Source organism: Nitrospira sp. BLG_1 (assembly GCF_047338595.1).
Lineage (GTDB): Bacteria > Nitrospirota > Nitrospiria > Nitrospirales > Nitrospiraceae > Nitrospira_D.
Genome location: NZ_JBLFBO010000044.1, coordinates 1 through 21712, shown reverse-complemented (window position 1 = coordinate 21712; position 21712 = coordinate 1). Strand labels below are relative to the sequence as shown.

Here is a 21712-nt window from a genome sequence, read left to right as displayed (position 1 = left end):
CTGAACAAGAGACCCAGAAACTCATCGAACAGTATGGACAAAAAGTTGATGACATTATCAAGAAAAAGGAACAGGAAATCATGGAAGTGTAGGGTAGCTTCATCCTGACCCGCCTTTCCTTACATGTCGAGCCCTTCGAGTTTTCACCCAACGTTAGCAACTGTAGACCTGACTGCCCTAAGCCACAATCTCTCTCAGATACAAAAGTGTCTTGCTCCTGGCTGTACCGTCATGCCTGTGATTAAGGCCAATGCCTATGGGCATGGGGCCATCGAAATCGCACAGGCACTTGTTCGGCAGAACCTGGGGCATCTTGCGGTCTTTTCAATCGAGGAAGCGATTGCACTGCGCCAAGCAGCAATTACTGTGTCGATCGTGGTGCTTGGACCATTCTTTCCTCGACAGGTTGAGGACCTCATTGTCCACCGGCTTACTCCAGTGGTGAGTGATCGTTCCATGCTCGAGGTGATGGCGCATGCCACTCGTGCACGGCCCACTCCCTACCCGATTCATCTCAAAGTCGAGACCGGCATGAATCGGCTGGGTCTGACGCAGGAAGATCTTGAGACTTTGTTCACGACGCACGCGTTTCCTTCTTCGCTGCACCTCGAAGGATTCATGTCGCATCTGGCTGATAGTGACGGTGAGGTACAAGATATCACTGAAGCACAGATCTCCAGATTCAACCGAGCCTTGAACGTCTCCCGTGGTGGAGGATACGAGATTCCACTGGTTCATCTCTCGAACAGCGCGAGCATCATCCGATTTCCATCGGCCCACTATACGATGGTCCGTCCCGGTATCATGCTATACGGCTACCACACGCTTCCAAGTACGATACCGGTGCCTGATTTGCAGCCAGTCCTCTCGCTCACGACCTGCATCGCGCAACTCCGTCGTATTCAGCCCGGTGACCGTGTGAGTTATAATGGTACCTTCATTGCAAGGAGATCCACACGCATCGCCGTGCTTCCGATCGGGTATGCTGACGGATTAAGCCGACGTCTCTCGAATCGAGGAGTCGTCCTCATTCGCGGGCAGCGTGTGCCGATCGTCGGACTGGTATGTATGGACATGGTGATGGTAGACATCACCACCGTCCCTGAGGCGATGATTGGTGACGAGGTCGTTGTGATCGGACAGCAAGGGAGAGAGACGATTACAGCGAAAGATGTCGCCGAGTGGACAGAAACGATCCCGTACGAAGTCCTCTGTGCGATCAGTCCAAGAGTTCCAAGACGCTATAGGCACTCTTCAGGAGGAGGGACCGCTTTCAGTAAAGCTGATGGTTCGCTGTCTGACGAAACGGATCATCGGGTTGAACCATAACACGCTGTTTAAAAACTCACCCGGACAGACAGACCTCCAGCGTGCAGAGTGGTATCGTAGCGTCCATTGACTGGGGCACGAATTCCTGAAACCCCTGAAATGGTCCGTGGCTCGTAGAGGAAGGCTTGGTAAAACAGGTCCAAGCCCACAAGTTTCGGCTTGAGGGGGCCTACGCCAAGACCTCCGCAAGGCAGGAGGCCGAGAAAGGAGCCGTTCTCCCGACAGATCAATCCGATCCCGCTTGAAATGACATGGAGATCTGCAGAGGGGACACCAGGATTGAAGGTAAGATCCGGTACTTGCGTTTGCTGGTTTGTGTACCCCCCTCGCACTGAAACCTCCCATCCCGGAAATCGTTCGAGTTGGAGCCATCTGTACTCCGTTCCAACCAGAATGGTATAGGTGCTCTTCCAGTTTTGTGGCTGTGGAATAGTGAATCCATTTGCGAGATGGATATCGAGACTTCTGACGGATTTCCAGCCGACATAGTCGACATTCAACTCCACTTTCCACTCGCGTTCCAGATTCCGGATCGGCCAGAGCGCAATGCCCCCTGTGATGACCTGAGGTAACACCAACGTGGTCGTTGCGTCTTGGATCTTGACGCCATTGGCTGAAAAAGTGCCATCCAAGTGGAGGGTGGCCTGGCTTCTATAGACCACGGCGAGATTTGCGATCGGCTGTCCTGAGCCATTGCGAAGCGCAGTATATAATCCTCCGACATTGAATCCAGCCGCAGTGTCCTTGCCGTTGAACTCGAGCTTGCCTCCGGCCGGTACCAACCCACCAGGGGAAATCGATTGCAGTTCTGCATGTCCTTCGCCGAAAAAGCTTGCAAAGGTATAAATATCGGCTCCGACGCCGATGGAGAGATCCTGCGTTAACTGATAGGCAATCGTGGGTTTGATATCAAATAAAGGCAGCGCCGTAAATGTGGTGATCGTTCGAAGGGGACTGTTATCCGGCCATCGCATCACCGACCCAAACGGTGTGGTGATTCCGATTCCAACTGTCATGTTCCCAAGCGAGGAAAGCCCCAGGTCTTGGAGATTTGCCGTAAGGTAACCATGACCGGGGCCAGGCCAGGCAACCGTCCCGTCATGGTCACCGGTGGTGGTGACTCCGCTTGGACTCCGAAAGTCGGTGGCCCCTCCTACCAGACTCAGCCCACCCATCAGTTGAACTCCGCGGAGTTGCGTCATGCCGGCTGGGTTGTAATGAAGCGCTGAAGGATTATCCGCTTGCGCAGCAAAGGCGTTCCCCATCCCGGAAGCGGCGGCCCCCTGCCCATAGACGCGAGGAACCTGGGCTGAGACCGGTGCCGTAATCCCGACAATGACCGTGATCGCAAGAAGCATCAGCATCCGTCTCATACCGCTCTGAACGTCACGCACAGTAGATCGCCATCCTTCCTCTCACAAGGCCTTCCGATACCGCCTCATGTTTTCCAGCATCTCGTCTCAAGCAGAGCCAAACCACCGGTCCATCATTTGTTGGAGCTGGTGGGTGTCGAATGGTTTGAGCACATAGGCCTGAGCCCCTAACCCAATGGCCTTCATTGCCAGTTCTTGCGATCCAGATGCCGTAATCATAAGAATCGGCAGGCGTTGGTTCGTCATGCGCACCCGCCGTAGCACTTCGAGACCGTCAATCTGGCCGATCCCGATATCAAGAATCATCCCGTCGAACTCGCGCGATTGGAGTACGGACAACGCCTGCCGCCCATCGAGTGCAGAACAAGGCAGGTAGCCTCCGGCCTTCAATCGATCATGAAGCAGTTGCTGAATATCTGGATCATCGTCGACCACGAGGATATGCCGACCGGTCGTTTGCGGATCCGGGCGATGCGGTGTGGTCGCTGCATGGACCGGAACGGTAAAGGAAAGTTCCGCTCCCCCCTCCGGACGGTTGCGTGCCGACACCTCCCCTCCCTGGAGTTCGACCAATGTTTTGACGATGGATAATCCCAGGCCTAATCCTTTGGGGCCAGCACGATGACCTTGCTGAATTCTGAAAAACGGATCGAAAATCTTATCGAGGCATTCCGGAGGAATACCTGGCCCTGTATCGCGAACCAGCACGGTGGCTGTTCGGCGGTTGGGCATCGCGCAGATCACGGTGATCGTGCCGCCCGAAGGCGTGAATTTGATGGAGTTTTGGACAAGATTGACGACGGTCTGAATCAGCCGATCTCGATCCGCCCAGACGACGACCTTGGTGTCGGCGCTGTAGAATTCCAGCGTCTGTTGTTTCGCATGCGCCAATGGCTTGAGTTGTTCCAGCACATCAGCGAGACACGGTTCAAGCTCCACGTCGGCGGGATGCACTTCTAACCGTCCGGTCTCGATCCTCGTACGATCAAGAAGGTCTTCGATCATGCGGACCAGACGGTCTGAGTTTTCCGACATCCGCACAAGATAGCGCTGTTGCTTCTCATTCAGGGGCCCAGTCAGTCCATCCAATAAATTCTGAATGAATCCCTTGATCGATGTCAGCGGGGTTCTCAGTTCATGAGACACGTGTGAAAGGAACTGAGCCCGCAACCGATCGGCCTGCTCAAGCGCTTCGGTACGCTCTTTAACTTTGACCTCTAATCCTTCATTCCATTCTTCAATTTGTTGGTAGGCGGACGCATTGTCGAGCGCGATGGACACCTGACTGGCGACCGTCGTCATCAATTCCAGATCGTCTTCCGTAACGGTTTGATTGTGTGAGCGATCCACTGTCAGCATGCCCCAAATGCGGTCCTTTGTCTTGATGGGAACCACGACCAACGCTTTTGTTTTGCTCAATTCCGCCAAGCGTTGATTCAGGGGATGGAGACGATGTCGGATGATCTCGATATCTTTCACGAGCAATGGTTGGCCTTGCAGAACGACTGTTCCTTCAGGACTATCCGGATCGGTGATCGGAATCCGACAGGATTGGGCGAATGTCTCCACCTCCGGGGGTCCACCGATGAGTCGAATATGCTGGACGGTCTGGTCACCCTGATCAAACATGGAGACCATGGCGCTGTTATAATTGAGCTCATGCGTCAAGGCCTCTAAGACCTGATGGAGCAATGTATCTCGTTCAAACGTCGAGCCGAATGACAGTCCGGCTCGATGCAGTGCCGTCAGTTGAGCCACTTTTCGTCGCAACTCCACCCGCATCTGTTCTTGTTCCAAATAGGCTTCGCGCAACTCTTCATGACGCGACTCGACAAACGTAATTTGTTCTTGAATCAGCGCCTCGCGCCGTTCGCTCTCTCGCAGAAGCCGTCGATTGACCAAAATGCCGATAATGAGGAGTGGACACAGTCCGACTAACAAGACTTCGCCAAGGCTCACGATCGGATTGACGATACCCACCCCTGCCATAAGGAGAAGCCCCACCAGACCACCCCAGAGAAACCATGTGAAATGTTGCTGAGCAGACGTTCGAGGTTCTACCTGTAGCGGGGCTGTCGCGAGGAGACCAGCTTGCGCGCTGTCTGTTTTAGAGAATGCCTCCTGGTTCGACAGGAGGGCTCGAGCTTGTTCTAAGGGGGATGTCGTACGCCAGAAGCGTTTGCCGTACCCTCGTTCTTCCTGCCATCGAATGGTCCACTGACACCAGGCATCGTCATTTCCGATACAAGACGTTTCTATCGTCTCTGCTTGCGAGAGACCATGAATTCGACTGGCCATTGCGATCATGATGCCCTGCGCAGACTGGCACACAAGACACGCACACCGTCTCCGATAAGGACCAAATTGACGAAGCGTTCGTTCCGTAAACCGCATCGCCACCACGGCCGTGGTGCTTGTGACCTCGACCACTCGGAACTCGGCGGAACCGGAGGTGAATTTGTTCCCAAAGTAGGGAAACATGGTGAAGATCTGCGAGATCGAGAAGGGGCGAGTCAGCGCGAGCATGATGGGAGAGATCTTTTCCGCACCGGCCTTGAAGGCGAAGCGCGGGTCGCCGGATATGCGCTCGCAGAACTCGTAGAGATAGCTGGTAAACTCGTACGAATAACTATTCCAGGGGTTCCTTAAAAATTCTGGCGTCACATGATAGACAGGGTCTTTGATGCGATCGTTCAACAGCTGACATAGGTCCTCCACGGCCTCCTTCCCGGCCGACTCTCCCCGCTGAGCCGTGATCAATTTCTCTAGAAACACAGTGACCGCCCGAATGCTGACTCCACTGAGGTCCCTGATCGTATGCCCTTGCTCATCCAACCCGAATGGACGAAACACCATGGCACTCTGTTCAAGAATGGTCCGTTCTTTGGGGAACAGTTCAACCGTGGGGAGAGATTCGGCTTCGGTGCCGTCGAGCGTACTGCTTATCATGGTGTCATTCCTTCACAGGACGGTGACCCCACCAAGCAGCTTTGTGCTCGCTTTAGTCGAAAGCCCATGTACATGGGTCGTGCTTTCATCAACAGCACCGTCGGCTACCAGACTGTAACACCCCTCATCAAAGACAAGGTGCTCCGACGAGCGAGTCACTGGTTTGCCTGATAGGACAATTTTCCTACCGGAATAGCACGTATGGCTGGGCGAGTATATCGACGCTCCCTACGCTTTGCAATACGAAGGGTGCGTTCCTGACATCCGTAGGGCAACACCGATCAAAAGATGGGGAACTCGGGGAGGCAATTAGTGGAAGAGCAGGCACGGATCCGGGATGACCGACACCGACCAGCCGGGTGAAAGAGAGTATGATCGCCTACTGTCTGACCGACCGCTTGAGCTTTTTTTCAACGCTGGCGACTTTGCTCTTGAGGCGGCCGGAATGCCCTTTTCTGTAATCGACCTTGATCGTGCAGGAAATACGGTTGCAGTCCTTCTTCATCCGTTCATAGCACTGCTGTACCACTGAAAACACCTCTTCCCACTCCCCTTCTAAGACGGTTCCCATGGGGTTTAAGCGATAGGCGACTCCGCTCTTATCAATGATGTCCAGAGAACGGGCCACATATTTTCCGACACTTTCCCCCTTGCCTAACGGAGACATACTGAATTCCAACAATACCATCGTCGCTCCTTATCGTGGTTCCGCGCTCGTGCCAGACGCCGCATTCGCTACGGTTTCCGCGCGTCGTGCAGACCATACGGAGGGGTAACGCACCTTGCCAAGCAAACGAAAACCGTCCAAGGCTTCCCGAAGTAATGCGCGTCGTTTCTCGGCATCGGGCTCATTTGCCTTAGCCTGCTCTCGTAGCTGTCCCAGCCACTCGACAAACTCAATAAATTCAGCATCAAGGATCCGTTCCAGATCCTCTTTCATGAACCCAGAAAGGGCGGGGGCGACCCCGCTTGAGCTGATGGCCACACGAACATGCCCTGCCGACACGACTGCCGGCATCGTGACGCTGCAGGCTTCAGGGTAATCGACGGACCAGAGTAACACCCGTTTTTCTCTGGCTTTTGCAATGAGCATCTTCGCGAAATCCCGATCGCCTCGAACGGTATTCAGGATGAGAATGACATGATCGAGATCCGTGTCACGAAAATGACGTCCCCGATGGATGATTTTCCCGGAAGCCGCTAACTGGCGGAGGGGCTCATTCAATGTCGGACTGATCACCGTAACTCGTGCACCGGACTCGAGAAGACGCTCCGATTTTTCAGAGGCTTCCTCGTCACCGCCGATCACCAGAACCGGCCAACCTTTGACATCCAACACCAAGGGAAAACCAGGATTGGCAACCATCATTTCTACTCCCTATGGCAATCCAAAAGACTAGTATCGAGGAAGGGATGGGTCACATGCAAGAGGAACTTCTGAGGCTCACGCTCCACTTTTTAATACAGCGTGGCTATCGTGCAGGACATTGCGATGGGTGCACGAGTGAGAAGAGGCTCACGTTATAACCGGCGAGGAAACCTCTCTTGCAACGGAGACGGCAGATAGCTTCATTCGCTACGAGCACGCGTCACGTTCCGGCTGGATCTGCATCTAATTCCAGGTTCCAATACAGATAGTCACGCCAACTTTCGGGTGTATTCCTGATGCCAATGGTGATGGTAATGACGGGATTCCAACGAGGTTTCACCGGTTTCTTTTTCAACTTCATCCCGGCCTCTTCAGGCGTGCGCCCGCTTTTCCGATTATTGCATCGCCAACAGGCCGTCACGATATTTTCCCACGTTTTTTTCCCGCCTTTGGCGATGGGAACCACATGATCGAATGTCAGTTCTTCCGTCCGAAATTTATGGTAACAATACTGACAACAGTATCCGTCCCGGGTAAAGATATTGATGCGGGAGAACTTGACGGCACGATGGCTGTCCTTCAATCGCACCAGTTTCAACAGCCGCATGACCGAGGGAAGTTTGATCGAGAGCGAAATCCCATGAATTTCACGATCGTAGACCTCCAGCACTTCGACTTTCCCTTGCCAGAGGAGCGCGATCGCTTTTTGCCAATGTACAACCCGTAGGGGTTCAAACGTGGAATTGAGCAGGAGGGTCATTTCCATGCAGCAACCTCATCCTCACTCGAGCTCCCGAATGTGGGAAAGGCTCGTCCGATGGGCCCAGCTACATCACAGCTGTTTCTATGCCATAAGGTTGTGATGAAATCAAGTAAGGACGCTCCTATTGCGGCGTCCGCCGATGAAGGGGAAGACATCTCTTATGGGTGAATACATAGCCGTCGCTTCCGTTTCCGAGATTCCCCCTGGCACAGGACGGACTGTGGAGGTTGCGGGAGTCTGGGTCGCTGTTTTCAACCTAAACGGGACGTTTTATGCGATCGATAACGCCTGTCCACACGCGGGTGGTCCACTCGGTGAAGGCAAAGTCTGCGGTACCGACGTTGAATGTCCCTGGCACGGCTGGAAATTCAACATCGTGTCCGGAGAGCGCGTCGGTAACCCAACCTTTCAGGTGCCTCGCTGTGATGTGCGCGTCATCGACGGTCGGGTCGAGATCAGACTTCCAGCAGAGTTGCAGTTTCTTTCATCGAATTGATTTTGTTGACAGATGCCCCAATATCTGTGCCGAGTGATACTGTCCCCTCCCCTCTTCCCAAGCCCCCCAGCCGTATCGTTTCAGCTGACCGACACAAGGTCACGCAACATCACTGCGTGAATGAGGTAAGAATCCGGAACACACTGAGGGGCCGAACCGAACGATCATTCAAAAAGTGAGTATGGGCACGCTCTTGCAGAATCTGACAACTTTCATTTAGTCTATATTTGCCCATTCTGCTTCTGTTCATTATTTCGCAGGTTGTGGCATCCTTGACAAGGATCAGACCGAAACCATAACCACAGAGACGCTCACGCAGCCGGTCACGATTGACATCGATCACATTCAGCCAGCTCTGAGCGGCGACAGACCGTGAAGACATACGGTTCCAGCCCATCAAAGACTCGGTCGTAATGCAGCCCATGCGATCATTCTTATTCACTGTAGTGCACTGGTGGCTATCCATCCTGCTATTGGGAGCGAGTCTCCCCGGCGTCGCACTGGCAGAAGTCAATGACGACGACAAGGCGCAGGCCATCGTCCACATGCTTGACTATGTCGGCGTCGATTATCCTGAGTCCGTGCAGAACGGTCAGGTGATCAAACCGGAAGAGTATGCCGAACAACGCGACTTTGCCGCCCAGGCCCTCACACTTCTCGGTCAGTTACCCGCTGTGTCTGAGCAGGATGTGTTGGTGCAGCAGGCACGCGAACTTTTGACCCAGATCGAAGCGAAGGCGTCGGGAGAGGTGATTTCAACTCTCGCCAATCAGCTGCTCGTTCACATCATCAACTCATGGAAGCTCAGTGTGGCGCCACGTCAGGCTCCGGACCTTCGACGTGGTGAGACATTGTTTCTGCAATACTGTGCCGCCTGCCACGGCATGCAAGGAAGGGGCGATGGGCCGCTGGCCAAGGGAATGGACCCAGCTCCCCGCAACTTTCACGATGAAGCTCGGATGCGTCAGCGTAGTCTCTATGGGTTGTACAACACCATCACACTTGGTGTACGCGGCACGCCAATGCGCGCCTTCGGCGAGCTCTCCGAAGCCGATCGGTGGGCGTTGGCCTTTTTTGCCGCCGGCCTGCGCACCGAACCTCGTATGGTGACGAAGGGCGAGGAACTCTGGCGGCAAGAACAGAGTAAAGCAGATTTTTACACCCTCCGCACCTTCGTCATGACCACACCCGCCCAACAGGCTGTTGCCGGTTCGTCACTTGATGCTGTGCGCGCCTATCTCACGCAGCAGCCACATGCGCTGGAGGCTGGAGCGCATTCGCCGTTGAACGTTTCGCGCATGAAAGTTGAGGAGGCCGCAGTAGCCTACGCCAATGGCCAGCAGGCAGACGCTCGGCGCCTTGCCGTCGCCGCCTATCTCGAGGGGGTGGAACTGATCGAGTCCGCGCTGAACAATGTCGACGCGCCGCTGCGTGCGGAAATAGAGCGTGAAATGATGGCCCTTCGGACGGCCATCGCAGAAGGAGCAAGCGCCGATGCCGTCACCGCGCAGACAACGAAGATTACGGCATTACTTGATCGGGCTGCAGAGCGGCTCTCCAGCAGCACCTTATCCCCGAATACCGCATTCGTGAGTTCTTTGGTGATCTTACTCCGAGAAGGGCTGGAGTCGATCTTAATTATTTCCACGATTGTCGCCTTTGTCGTGAGAACCGGTCGACGTGACGCCCTCCCCTACATCCATCTCGGCTGGATCGGAGCTATGGCACTCGGCGTCGTCACGTGGATCCTTGCGCGCTACATGCTCAGCATTTCTGGTGCGAACCGTGAGTTGACAGAAGGTCTCACAGCTTTGCTGGCTGCGGCTATGCTCCTCTACGTGGGATGGTGGTTACACAGCCGCTCGAACGCACAGGCGTGGAACCGCTATATCCGTGAACAACTGAACAGTGCGCTGGCCACCCGGACGCTCTGGACAATGGCAGGGCTCTCATTCCTTGTCGTGTACCGGGAGTTGTTTGAGATGATTCTGTTCTATGAAACGCTCTGGTCACAGGCCGGGCCAACCGGGCATAGTGCGGTCATGTGGGGCATCGCCATAGCAGCGATGCTGTTGGTGCTGATCGGCGGTATGATTCTTCGCTATAGCGTCCGTCTGCCCATCGGGCCATTCTTCACCGTCGCCTCAATCCTTCTGGCGGTGATGGCCGTGATTTTTGTTGGGAACGGCATCGCCGCCCTTCAAGCGGCAGGCGTCCTCGACGTGACGGATGTTCGTTTCTTCTCCTTGCCACTCTTGGGTATTCACCCGACTATGCAAAGTCTTGTTCCGCAGGCTCTGATCCTCGCCCTGATCGCCGGTGGGATCTGGTCTAACCGAGAAAAAGCTGATTAGTCCGATCACTGCTGTGCGAAGGCTCCTCGGAAGGTCCATCTTCAATGACAGAGGTGCTGTCCCTGATGGATAACCTTCCCTTTCCCGCCCACCGATCTTTGTCAAGGTAGCGAGAGTGCACTCATCAAGAAGCCAGTCGAATTCTTCTTCTCCAAGAGGCCTCAAGGGCCGGACACGTTGCTCGGCAACCGGCTCAAGTGCAGGCTAGGACGGAGGGGGGAACGGTGGAGTCGACTGTGGGTCGGAGTCGGGCGCTTTGGGAGTGACACCATCAGCCGGTAAGGAGGCAGCATTCACCTTCTTGAGATCGAGATGGGCGTGCCAAATAAACTCCCGTTCAAACCATTGGCCGCGCACACTCTGATCGCGGAGCTGGACACGAATTTCATAGATATGCCCTTCGACTTGTTTGACACGCCATTCGCCGAGCCGTACGCCCTGCCCACGCTCTTTCATGCTGCGAACGTGCTCGTTCATGGCATCAAGGATTGAGGGGAACCCGATGGCCGGATGGTGCTGTACGAGGGCCAAGGCTTCAACCTCTTGGGTCGTTCTCGACGGAGCCGTCGAAGGCAGCGACGTCCACACATAGTACAGCCCACCGAGCAACAACACGGCTACAACGGCGTAATGGATGATGTGAGTGCCGAACGATCGTAAAGAAGTCACGCTACCAGTCATTATGTGCAGAGCCTCACGGCTTGATCCTTCCTCCGTAGCAGACGACTGCGGAGGACGTGCAGCCGTGGACCTTCTTGTGGCTTCGGCGAAACCAGACGAAGCGGATCCTCCTCCGCCACGGTTTTGGCACGCCGCCCATGGGCTCTGGCCGATGTATCAGAGGACGCCCACTGTGTAATCCTCAAGAACGTCACAGCTGTGGCTTCCTGTCTTGGTGGGTGAAGTGCCGTGCCGGAAAATCCTTCGCCGCCATGCATCTTAGGAAGATCCGGAAGGTTCTGTCAATCCAACCAGAGTGCGGACCGCAGCTTGTCTGATGAAAAGGCGATGTGTTACAAGTATATTGCAGTCTCACCAGAGTGCGGATCGCATGAGTGGAGGGTATGAAGTTCTTTTTGTACGGTGATCTCCTCAATCCGTCACAGCTCCAGCGGCGAGCTCCGGAACATCACTTTCTGTACCGTGCCACTCTGTCGGATCACACCGTCAGGTTTTGTCGATGGTCATCCCAATGGCGATGCGGACTCGCAAGTATTGTCCCCTCACAGGGTGAACAAGCTTGGGGCGGCGTGTTCGAGTTAACGGATGAAGATGTGAACAGTATGGATCAGTTTGAGCAGGATGTCCCGCAGGGAGCCTACCGTCATCTCCAGGTGACAGTCTTGACCGAGACCGGTGAAAAGGAACTGGTCACCACCTATGCCGCCAACCCCATCGGGAAATTCAAGCCAAAGGATCACTACCTGGATTGGGTACTCAAAGGGCTGAGGCAGTGGAAATTTCCAGACAGCGTCATTCAGCAATGGGAATCATATAGACCGAAGTAACATGTGAGTCGACGGCTGATTGCACACAGCGGGAGGCTCAGCTTACATAGAGGAGATTATGCCAAAACCAAAATATCATATTCTTGTCTGCACGAATTCGCGCCCCCCTGGCCATCCTAAGCCATCATGCGGGTCAGCCGGAGCCGCACAACTGCTCATGGCCTTCAATATGGGCTTGATGCAGCGCGCGGTTCCTCCAGGACAGGTCTTGGTGAGTGCGACTGGGTGCCTCGGTCCTTGTGAACAGGGTCCGACTGTGGTCGTCTACCCTGACAATACCTGGTACTCCAAAGTCACGGAAGCGGACGTTGCCACGATTCTCGATGAACACGTGACGAAGGGGACACCAGCTGCTACACTCAAACCCGATTCGGTATGGAAGTAGAACGTATCGGAGCCCGAACTTGAGCAAGTATTGTGGTTGCAGTCGGCGAGTAAAAACATGACTGATCATCTGCACCTATGACGGCGCCTACGGTTCATGAACATAAGATCCATGCACCTCGCTCGATCGGGTGCATGATTATTACCTGTAGCGATACTCGGATCGCCGAGACGGACGGCAGCGGCCAGCTGATTCAAAAGCTGCTCAAAGACCAGGGACATACGGTTGTTGAATATCATCTCGTCAAGGACGATCCGGCACAGATTCAACTCTGGATCGCTCGGGCAATGACGAACGAGGCTGTCCAAGCGTTGATCATCAACGGCGGGACGGGGATTTCACGGCGGGACAGCACATTCGAAGCCGTGGATGAGATGTTGGAGAAGCGGCTTCCAGGATTCGGCGAAATTTTTCGGCTCTTGACCTACCAAGAAATGGGGTCACCTGCCATCATGAGTCGAGCCACCGCCGGCATTATCAAAGGGCGGTGTATTTTTTCCATTCCAGGTTCAGAACATGCCGTCAGAATGGCCATGGAAAAGCTCATCCTGCCTGAACTCGGCCATCTGGTGAAAGAATTGTCAAAATAACAGGTACATAGTGAGAAGTGAAAAGTAAGGCAGATTGAAAAAAGATCTGACATCTGGCAAGTAATTGCTTGCCCTGAGGTCACGTTTCATCTCGTACCTTTCACTTCTCTGGCTTCCTCAATCCTGCGTAATTTTTGGCTCCTCATACGATATCTCGGCAGAAATTTTCGACTGCGCATATCGTTTATAAAACGACAACACATCACGTACAGAGATCACGCCAATAATCTCACCGTTCTTACTGACGCCGAGATGGCGTACGCCGAGATCAGCCATCATAGACTGCGCGTCATCAATGGCTTCACTTCCCTCGATCGTGCACACCGGTGCCGTCATAATTTTCTCGACCGTCAGTTTTCCTAACGGCTTTCCGGATGCGACTGCTCGCCGTACAATATCAGTATCCGTGACGATCCCGACGAACTGCTTTCCTTTTTTGATCAATAACGATCCGACTCGCGCCTGACGCATTGTCTTCGCGGCACTCGCGATGGATACCTTGGGTCCAATCGATTTAGGCCGTTTGGTCATGATCTGTGCGACAGTAGACATGGCTTTCTCCTCCATTGGTGGGTGAATTTTCGACGGATGAACGCCGGCCACGCTCAAGTTGCCTTGGGTAAGAGTAGCACAGAATGCGCGGAGAGCTCAAAACAGGAGCAGGAAGAACCGCCCACTAGAACCGTTCTGCGTCATGTACTCAACGACCAGATTCTTAAAAAAAACGAACGACCCGGACGTTTCGAGAGCATGAAGGTCAGGAAACGGACGAGAAGAGCCTCTTGAGCATGTATGACTCAGCACGACTTTAAAATCGGAGCGTACCTTCTACCACCATGACGCAATGCCCACCGACCTTCACCCCTTGAATGGCATCATTGTCCGACTCCACCTGGACAAGAATCCGTGACGGACGGTCGATCTCGTAGCCTTGCTCGATGAGGATATCCGTCGTCGGCCCCACCTCAACGATTCCATGGTGAACTAAGTATGCTCCTAATGCGCCGGCGGCGCTTCCTGTCGCAGGGTCCTCTAAAATTCCAATCTTTGGCGCAAACATCCGCGCATGGACTGAGGTGAACGATTCGACTGTCACAGTCGTGAACACCATGATGCCGTTGGCACCGAATCGTTCACAGACAGCCGTGATTGCAGATGCGTCAGGAATGATCGATCGTACAGCCGTGAGAGTCCGCACCGGAACGATCAACACCGGTAAGCCGGTGGAGACGACCTGCAGTTCCCAGTTGGTTTCGACAACACCGGGTTTCGGTAAACCGAGAGCCCGACCAACCGAATACACCTCATCAACCGTCTCAATGGGATCGAGAAACTCGGGCTTCGGTTGAGACATGACGACCCGCACGACTCGTCCCTGCTCACAGTGCACTTCGATGGGAAATACGCCGATATTGCATTCTTGTAAGAGACAGGTAACACCCTCGTTCAATGCGATCCGTTTAAGAGAAGCCAGGACATAGAATGTGCCCAGCACCGGATGGCCGGCAAATGGAATCTCCTGTGTGGGAGTAAAGATCCGTAATCGTGCAGCGGCGGTGGGATCGGTCGGTGGAAAGACGAACACCGTTTCTGAGAGATTCATCTCTCGGGCAATCTGCTGCAGCTCGTCGTCCGTCAGTCCATCCGCCTCTGGAAAGACCGCCACGGGGTTGCCACCGAACGGTTGAGCCGTAAAGACATCGGCTTGATAGAATTTGAACATCCGTTGTTCCGTCATCGCCCCTCCTGAACTTATTGCGATCATACCGAAATACCGGCTCTTCCCACAGCACTGTCACCCATCTTTGTTGACAGAATCCGTTCCCTTTGGCACACTCCGCCCGTGGATTCGATCAGCGAGCAAGACATCGCCCATGCCTTAGACGTGTTGGGCCTCACCCATCCCTTCACAGTTGAAGACCTTGAACGAGCGAAACGCGTTCAGCTCTATACCTGGAACCCTTCGCGCTATGCCGGCCTCACGAATAACCCCGCTCTATATATGCAACAGTTTCGGAAAGCGGAGGACATGACTAAGACGGTCGAAGCCGCCTACGCGCTGATTTCCACTGTGTTCGTCCCGGATGACGAAGCCCAATAGGTAGCACACAATCCCGTACGCATCTCTCGTCCAGCCCGCCTTCATCACACAGGTGCCGTATTAAGTGGCCTCGTGGCTGGTGACCCGCGACATCCCTTCATCACCAGACGACTGTGCCACCGGCCACGTAATCAAGCCGGAGACACCGTCTGCGGATCCCACTGGCTGCGTCTGCTGCGCATAGATCTGCGGCAACTGGTTGGTTCCGAATTTTGAAATATACAAAAAGACATGTTCACGCGAGTTCACCCGTACGGCCCAGGGGTGAAAATCTTGTTTATAGAATTCCTCGCACAGCTGCATCGCATCGAGACAGGATAGGGTGCTCGGATCGTTCAAGGTGTAGTAGTAGTCCAGCGGAAGGTCGTATTCCTCCTGCTTGTGGATCGTAATCCCAAATTTCTCAGGGTGCCGCACCATCGGGGTATGACGATACGCCACGAAATAGAACAGTTCCAACGAATGAATCACCGGCTGATTGTCCAGGACAAACTGTCGGGTTTCCATCGCTTCCTGAAACGTTTCACCTGGAAATCCATAGAAGGCCATCACATGGTTCCAAATCCCCGACTTCGCCGCCATTTGAAGATTGCGCTGGATCACGCTCTTCTTGGCATGCTTATCCATGAGGTTCAACACACGCTCGTTGGCCGATTCCATCCCATAGTAGAGCGTGCAACAGCCGGCCTTGGCTGCAAGATCCCACATGGCCTGGTCTTGGAGGGTCTCTTCAAATCGAATGAGCGTCGTCCACTTGATCCCTACATCCTGGTCGACCAGCAACTGTGAGACTTTCTTAAACAGTGCGGGCGGATAAGACTCATCGCTGAACAAGAAATGCCGACACTGGTACTTGTCCCGTAACACCTTGATCTGGTCAACGACTAGCTGGGCTGGCATCCCACGATACTGATCGAAGTAGCCCTGCCCATGGTCACAAAACGTGCAACGTCCCCAATAGCAACCACGCGTCGCGAGATAAGGAATGATGAGTTCCGGAACGAAATACCGATCGAGCGGCATCCCATCGAAATCCGGCAATGGTAACGATTGCGTCTTTTCCGTATAGACCTCGGGATTGCGCTGAAGTCCTGAAGCATCGCGATAGATCAAGTTAGGAACAGACGCGAGCGACCGCTGTCCGTTCAGGGCCTCGATCAGCCAGAGCAGCGCATGCTCTCCTTCATAGAGAATCGCGGAGTCGAAGACTTCCGTGAAAAAACGCTCGTGATGCACGAGATCTTCATGCAGTCGCGTGATCACATTGCCACCCACGACAAGATGGATCTGCGGGAAGGTGTCCTTGATCATCTTAGCGAAGGTGAGGCCGGCTAGCAGCTGCATCTGCGTGCCAATCGAAATACCGATGACATCCGGCTGCTCTTTGGCCACTTCCGGTAGGACGAGCTGATTACAGAGATCCCGATAGACATTCACCTGCTCGTCTGCCAAACAGGCGAACACTTCCTGCGAGACACCAGGTCGATAGCCCAGGTTGCTTTCCATCGGATAGAAGACGAGCGACGCAGGATAGTAGGCGGCAGAGATGTAGGCCATCGTCTCGCGGAAGGTATTGAGCGCCCCTTCTAACAACTCAGCCTGATAGAATCGCTCACCTCGGACGATCAGCTTGGCATCTTCAGCCCTGTCGGCCAGGTCGAATACATCACGCTCATGGGCCTGCTCAACCACGGCGAGTTGATTCATGTCTCGTTCGGTCAGGGCACCGGCCTTTTCCTTCTCTTGCAGCATCTTGAGCTGCATGCCCAATCGTGCCTTGACCCAGATCAGGAATTCCATGCTGAAGAAGTGATCCCACATCCCGATGTTGATATCGCGCTGGATGACCGTATGTCCGGCGTCGCGCAATACGGCGGTCAGCGAAGGCAAGGCAAGGTACGGCGCCGTCGGTACCCACTCCGGTGGAAACAGGAGCATGACCTTGGATTTCTTCCGATCCTCTTTCTTGATCGGAACTAAGCCGTCGATTTGGACAAGTCCGGTACTACTCATGGTCATCATTCGTGAAAGGTAAAAGGTGAGAAGTGAAAAGTTGGAACTTCTATCTTTGAAGGCCCACCTTTCACTTTTCGCGTTTTACGTTTTACTATCTGCTACATTTTCCCTGCGAGCGTGGTCGTAACACCAACTGTTTTCACCGATTTATATTGGAGATCACACAGCTTACCTAAACCAAATCTTGAGATATAGAGGAAGATGTATTCACGCGTATAGAGCCGCAAATCCCAGCCAGGGTTGTGGTTCCGTTCAAACTGTTCAAAGACACGCTCAGCCTCTTCAATACTCATTCCATTCTTAACGGTGTAATAATAATCGAGCGCTAAATCCCACTCAGGATTTTTGTACGCCGTCACGCCCCACTTCTCTGGATACTTCGCGACCGGATTGTGTCGGCCAAGATCGAACGTCCCGAACCCGAGCGAATGGACATAGTCCTTGTTCTGCTCAAGAAACTGCACCGACTGCCAGGCCTCTTCTTTTGTCTCGCCCGGAAATCCAAAGAAGCCCATGCAGTGGTTCCAGATCCCCGCCTCTGCCGTCAGCCGAAGATGCTTCGTCATCACCTCAGCCGTCGTCGCCTTATCCATCAACTGTAGGACTCGCTCGACTCCTGATTCATAGCCGAAATGGAGATACTTGCAGCCAGACTCCTTTGCATCCTGCCACACCGCTTCATCGAGCAAGCTCTTCTCAAATCGCATGTGGGTCGTCCAGACAATGCCCATTTGGCTATCAATCAGCCCACGCGTGAGCTTGCGAAACAAAGCCGGCGGATAGGATTCGTCGGTGAAATGAAAATGTGTCGCAGCGTATTTGTCACGAAGATACTTGATATCCGCGAGCGCATCCTGAATCTTCTTCGATCGATAGCCGGCGGTGTAGCCTTCACCGTGATCACAGAACTCGCAGCGACCCCAGTAACAGCCGCGCGTCGCCAGATAGGGCAAGATCCTCGTCGGCACGAAGTACTTCTCCAGCGGCAAACCATCAAAGTCAGGCGGCGGCAAGGTCGCAAGATCTTCCGCGTAGCTTGTCGATGACGTATGGATCCCGGTTTCGTCCTTGTAGATGGTATTCGGCACTTCGGCCAAACTCCGTTTGGCCCCCAATGCCGATACCAGCTGCACGAAGGCCGTCTCCCCTTCATAGACCACGGCACTGTCGAAGTACTGGAACAACGGTGACTGCGGCAGTACATCGCGCAGGCGCGCCACCGTATTGCCGCCGATCGTGATGTGGATGTGAGGAAAGTGCTGTTTGATCAGGGCACAGAAGGTCATCGTCGAGAACATCTGCTGCTGCAGGACGATCGAGACCCCGATCACATCCGGCTGTTCTCGTTCAATGGCCGGCTTCACCAGATGCTCGAATACATCGCGGTAGATATTCACCTGTGTATCGTTCACCGCGTCCATCACTTCGGACGAGACGAAGACCTTGTACGACAGATCCGTCTCCATCGGTGGCATGCAAATTCTCGCCGGAAAATAGACCAGCGAAGTCACCGACATAACTTCACGAAAGACTTGAAGTGACCACTCTAACTTATCGATATTATAGAACTGTTCGCTTCTGATGATGCGCTTCGCCTCTTCGGCATTCTGAATTAGCTTGGCCATCCGTTGATGCGTCACATCGCAGAGGGCCAACTGCAGATCCATCTCGTTTGCGTCAAGATCCCGCTTCTTCGACAGCTTCCGCAGCCGGTCGAGTTGCTGTGGCACCCGACGCAGGACCTTCTTCAAAAAATCCTCGCTGAAGTACCAGTCCCACATCTCACAATTGATGTCTTTTTGAATGACGGTGTGCCCGGCCTGGCGAAGGACAGCAGTGAGGGATGGTAATGAAAGGTACGGTTCAGAAGGAAACCAATCCGGTGGAAAGATCAGCATGACCTTCGTCTTCCGGCCGCCGGTGGCTTCAAACTGTTGACGATTGAGAAGAATCAGCTCCTTGGAAGCGCGGTTGCCCTTCGAATACTCGACTTTCACGTGGGATCTCGTCCTTCTTCTGTCCGGCCACGAAGCGACAGAAATAGTCAGAAAGCCAATGGGTTATAGCAGAAACGTATTCTACGGGGGAGCAAGATTGAGATGCAAGGGTGAGGGATAGCTCGGTCAGATAATCCACCGTGCTTGCTGAGGCCCCACGATGAAACAGTGGTCCCTCAATGCGCGCAGTAAAGGACCATCTGACCACTCCTTAGAGAGAAATAAATGAAGAACGTTGTAGTGAATCAGAGCTACTTCGTCTGGTAGACCGTAGACCCAAGAATGAGAAACGCTTACAATATCGTAGTTTTGTTGGTTACTTAATGCCGTCGTGGGAGCAGCCAATGCGCATAAAAAACCCGCCCCACCCTGGCCTATCAGTCCGGTTTGATTGTCCTGAACCACTGGGACTTTCGATTGCGGAAGGAGCCAACGTGCTGGGCGTCAGCCGGCAGGCTATGAATAACTTGGTCAGCGGCAAAGCCGGGATTTCTGCCGAAATGGCAATCCGATTAGAGAAAGCTTTTGGCGGAGATGCCGAAACCTGGCTACGGATGCGGGCGGCCTATGATCTCGCACAGGCTGAAAAACGGGCCGAAAAGATCAAGGTGCGGCGCGTCACAGAGGTGTTGGCACCAGCTTAGCCCGGTGGACACAAGAACAAACTCCACCTCGTAATCATGAAGAAGTGCAGGGCTTATCAACCAGAACTCATTGAGAATCTGCGCAATCTGGGAGAAGCAGAGGAATACTTGAACGTGGTGTTAGAAGCAGACGATCCCGAATTGTTCTTGCTGGCCCTTCGAATGTGACTGAAGCCCAAGGAAGTGTAGCGCGGCTTGCCGAGAAAACGAAACTGAACCGTGAAAGCCTTTACAAGATGCTCTCCGAACAGGGGAATCCTGAACTCAAGAGCCTCAATCTCCTATTACACGCGTTAGGTTTTCGGCTGGCCGACACGGAAAATCGATGATAGTCATTACTCGTGCATGACCCTATTCATGCGCTAATGGCATTCTTTAGCCGCTCAAACTCAGTTCAAGGAAATTAATTTATGCCCGGTTTTCAATTACCAAGCGATCCACATCTCAGAAGGTGGATGCTATTTGTGGACGGAGAAAACTTTACTATTCGAGCGCAGAAAGTAGCACAGGCCAGTAACATTGTCCTTCCTGAAGGGGCTCATTATCTGAAAGATATTTACATCTGGCTTCCAGGCTTGCAAGCAACTCAGGACACAACCCAAGGCCATTTGAGGTTGCAAGCACATGCCATCCGTTCTTTTTATTACACCAGTGCGTCAGGCGATGAACAAAAACTCGTAGATGTGAAGCGACGCCTTCGTGAGCTCGGCTTTAATCCTCAGGTCTTCAAGAAAACAAGAGATAAATCAAAAGGTGTCGACATTGCGCTCGCCAAGGATCTCTTAGTGAACGCCTTTTTTGATAACTATGATGTTGCGGTCTTGATTGCTGGTGATGGGGATTATGTTCCATTGATCGAAGAGGTTAAGCGGCAAGGCAAGGTTGTCTATTTGGTTTTCTTTAAGGAAGAAGGGCTAAATGAGGCTCTATGGTTGGCTGCAGATTCCTACTTTGAGATGAAGCAATTTTTTGTAGACTCATGGAACAGATTTAATCAAGAAACGAGCAGCAATAAATGAAGTGTGAGCATAAAGCAAAGATGGAAGTGTCAAAGGAGACTCTGGAAATTCAGAAGACAGAAAACAATCGCAGAAACCGTATCACGACTCAGGTTTGCTATGGCGACCTGAGCAGATTGGCTAAAGAGGGTTGAAACGCATTTACGAAGCGAGACTTGGCCCCAAAACTAAAGGCACTGGGCATGCTTGAATACAAGAACTGAGGGGACGCTGATTTGACTCCATCGTTATAGACAGAATGATGTAGGATGCTCAAAATGGCCGTCCAGCTAGGCCGCAGCGAGCGAAGGGGCGAGGCATACGCTTCGGTACGTTGAGCCGCTGAGCGACGCGAGAACACCGCTGGCGGACGTTTTCAGCATCCTGTTAGAGCTTCATGGCTAGGTCGGCCTCTATCATCTCTGGCTTCTCACTCGGCGCATAGCGTTTCAGGACCGTACCATCGGGACCGACGAGGAATTTGGTGAAGTTCCATTTGATCGCCTCGGTCCCGAGAATCCCGGGCTTCTCCGATTTGAGGTATTGGTAGAGCGGGTGTGCGTTCGCGCCGTTCACGTCGATCTTGGCGAACATCGGAAAGGTGACACTGAATTTGCTGGTGCAGAACTGTTTAATCTCTGCTTCGCCGCCTGGCTCCTGCTGTCCGAATTGGTTACAGGGGAACCCGAGCACCACGAACCCCCGATCTTTGAATTGTTCGTAGAGCGTCTGGAGTCCCTCATACTGCGGCGTGTAGCCGCACTGGCTCGCAACATTCACGATGAGCAGCGTCTTGCCGCGGTAAACCTCCATCTTCTGCGGCGTACCGTCGATCGTGAC

Annotated in this window: 21 protein-coding genes; 10 read left to right on the top strand and 11 right to left on the bottom strand. The window is 53.6% G+C overall.

Going from position 1 to position 21712, the window contains the following annotated elements; translation table 11 throughout:
• The first annotated feature begins 123 nt into the window (after positions 1-123).
• Positions 124-1329: an alanine racemase gene (gene alr / locus ACMTNU_RS17725; protein ID WP_413936628.1), complete on the top strand. Its 1206-nt coding sequence runs from the start codon at positions 124-126 to the stop codon at positions 1327-1329.
• Positions 1330-1337: 8 nt separating this feature from the next.
• Here alr and ACMTNU_RS17720 read toward each other — a convergent pair whose 3' ends face one another.
• From ACMTNU_RS17720 to ACMTNU_RS17700, 5 genes are all read right to left on the bottom strand, one after another.
• Positions 1338-2723 (bottom strand): OmpP1/FadL family transporter, encoded by a 1386-nt coding sequence (locus ACMTNU_RS17720; protein ID WP_413936627.1) that lies wholly within the window; start codon positions 2721-2723, stop codon positions 1338-1340.
• A 66-nt stretch (positions 2724-2789) separates the two neighbouring features.
• Complete coding sequence (locus ACMTNU_RS17715) at positions 2790-5651, bottom strand: ATP-binding protein (RefSeq protein ID WP_413936626.1); 2862 nt, start codon at positions 5649-5651, stop codon at positions 2790-2792.
• Between the two features lie 379 nt (positions 5652-6030).
• Positions 6031-6339, bottom strand: coding sequence for an MTH1187 family thiamine-binding protein (locus ACMTNU_RS17710; RefSeq protein ID WP_413936625.1), 309 nt, complete (start codon positions 6337-6339; stop codon positions 6031-6033).
• A 9-nt stretch (positions 6340-6348) separates the two neighbouring features.
• Positions 6349-7020 (bottom strand): bifunctional precorrin-2 dehydrogenase/sirohydrochlorin ferrochelatase, encoded by a 672-nt coding sequence (locus tag ACMTNU_RS17705; protein WP_413936624.1) that lies wholly within the window; start codon positions 7018-7020, stop codon positions 6349-6351.
• Positions 7021-7240: 220 nt separating this feature from the next.
• On the bottom strand, positions 7241-7786 hold the full coding sequence (locus ACMTNU_RS17700; protein WP_090749221.1) for an HNH endonuclease: 546 nt from the start codon (positions 7784-7786) through the stop codon (positions 7241-7243).
• A 157-nt stretch (positions 7787-7943) separates the two neighbouring features.
• Here ACMTNU_RS17700 and ACMTNU_RS17695 point away from each other — a divergent pair, with 157 nt between their 5' ends.
• Positions 7944-8279 carry a Rieske (2Fe-2S) protein gene (locus ACMTNU_RS17695; protein ID WP_413936623.1) on the top strand — a complete coding sequence of 112 codons (336 nt, stop codon included), beginning with the start codon at positions 7944-7946 and terminating at the stop codon, positions 8277-8279.
• A gap of 422 nt (positions 8280-8701) precedes the next feature.
• Positions 8702-10633, top strand: coding sequence for a cytochrome c/FTR1 family iron permease (locus ACMTNU_RS17690; RefSeq protein WP_413936622.1), 1932 nt, complete (start codon positions 8702-8704; stop codon positions 10631-10633).
• Between the two features lie 204 nt (positions 10634-10837).
• Here ACMTNU_RS17690 and ACMTNU_RS17685 read toward each other — a convergent pair whose 3' ends face one another.
• Positions 10838-11302, bottom strand: coding sequence for a hypothetical protein (locus ACMTNU_RS17685; RefSeq protein ID WP_413936621.1), 465 nt, complete (start codon positions 11300-11302; stop codon positions 10838-10840).
• 395 nt (positions 11303-11697) lie between these two features.
• On the opposite strand from ACMTNU_RS17685, the gene ACMTNU_RS17680 reads away from it, so the two are divergent.
• The 3 genes from ACMTNU_RS17680 (at position 11698) to ACMTNU_RS17670 (ending at position 13116) form a co-directional block, all read left to right on the top strand.
• A complete protein-coding gene (locus ACMTNU_RS17680) occupies positions 11698-12141 on the top strand; it encodes a gamma-glutamylcyclotransferase family protein (protein WP_413936620.1) in 444 nt (147 codons plus the stop codon).
• Between the two features lie 58 nt (positions 12142-12199).
• Positions 12200-12526, top strand: coding sequence for a (2Fe-2S) ferredoxin domain-containing protein (locus ACMTNU_RS17675; RefSeq protein ID WP_413936619.1), 327 nt, complete (start codon positions 12200-12202; stop codon positions 12524-12526).
• 134 nt (positions 12527-12660) lie between these two features.
• Complete coding sequence (locus tag ACMTNU_RS17670) at positions 12661-13116, top strand: MogA/MoaB family molybdenum cofactor biosynthesis protein (protein WP_413936618.1); 456 nt, start codon at positions 12661-12663, stop codon at positions 13114-13116.
• Positions 13117-13233: 117 nt separating this feature from the next.
• Here ACMTNU_RS17670 and ACMTNU_RS17665 read toward each other — a convergent pair whose 3' ends face one another.
• Entirely contained in the window at positions 13234-13668 is a 435-nt protein-coding gene (locus ACMTNU_RS17665) for a cyclic nucleotide-binding/CBS domain-containing protein (protein ID WP_413936617.1), read from the bottom strand.
• A 256-nt stretch (positions 13669-13924) separates the two neighbouring features.
• Positions 13925-14854 carry a PhzF family phenazine biosynthesis protein gene (locus ACMTNU_RS17660; protein WP_413936616.1) on the bottom strand — a complete coding sequence of 310 codons (930 nt, stop codon included), beginning with the start codon at positions 14852-14854 and terminating at the stop codon, positions 13925-13927.
• Between the two features lie 105 nt (positions 14855-14959).
• Here ACMTNU_RS17660 and ACMTNU_RS17655 point away from each other — a divergent pair, with 105 nt between their 5' ends.
• Positions 14960-15217: a hypothetical protein gene (locus ACMTNU_RS17655; RefSeq protein ID WP_413936615.1), complete on the top strand. Its 258-nt coding sequence runs from the start codon at positions 14960-14962 to the stop codon at positions 15215-15217.
• Between the two features lie 60 nt (positions 15218-15277).
• On the opposite strand, the gene ACMTNU_RS17650 is transcribed toward ACMTNU_RS17655, so the two are convergent.
• Positions 15278-17230, bottom strand: coding sequence for a B12-binding domain-containing radical SAM protein (locus ACMTNU_RS17650; RefSeq protein ID WP_413936614.1), 1953 nt, complete (start codon positions 17228-17230; stop codon positions 15278-15280).
• 101 nt (positions 17231-17331) lie between these two features.
• On the bottom strand, positions 17332-19230 hold the full coding sequence (locus tag ACMTNU_RS17645) for a B12-binding domain-containing radical SAM protein (RefSeq protein WP_413936613.1): 1899 nt from the start codon (positions 19228-19230) through the stop codon (positions 17332-17334).
• A 344-nt stretch (positions 19231-19574) separates the two neighbouring features.
• On the opposite strand from ACMTNU_RS17645, the gene ACMTNU_RS17640 reads away from it, so the two are divergent.
• The 3 genes from ACMTNU_RS17640 (at position 19575) to ACMTNU_RS17630 (ending at position 20893) form a co-directional block, all read left to right on the top strand.
• Positions 19575-19874, top strand: coding sequence for a HigA family addiction module antitoxin (locus ACMTNU_RS17640; RefSeq protein ID WP_413936612.1), 300 nt, complete (start codon positions 19575-19577; stop codon positions 19872-19874).
• A gap of 164 nt (positions 19875-20038) precedes the next feature.
• Positions 20039-20203, top strand: coding sequence for a DNA-binding protein (locus tag ACMTNU_RS17635; RefSeq protein WP_413936611.1), 165 nt, complete (start codon positions 20039-20041; stop codon positions 20201-20203).
• Positions 20204-20284: 81 nt separating this feature from the next.
• Entirely contained in the window at positions 20285-20893 is a 609-nt protein-coding gene (locus tag ACMTNU_RS17630) for an NYN domain-containing protein (RefSeq protein WP_413936610.1), read from the top strand.
• Positions 20894-21259: 366 nt separating this feature from the next.
• Here the strand turns inward: ACMTNU_RS17630 and ACMTNU_RS17625 are convergent.
• Positions 21260-21712 (bottom strand): glutathione peroxidase (locus tag ACMTNU_RS17625; RefSeq protein WP_413936609.1); only part of this gene is annotated, 453 nt, incomplete at its 5' end.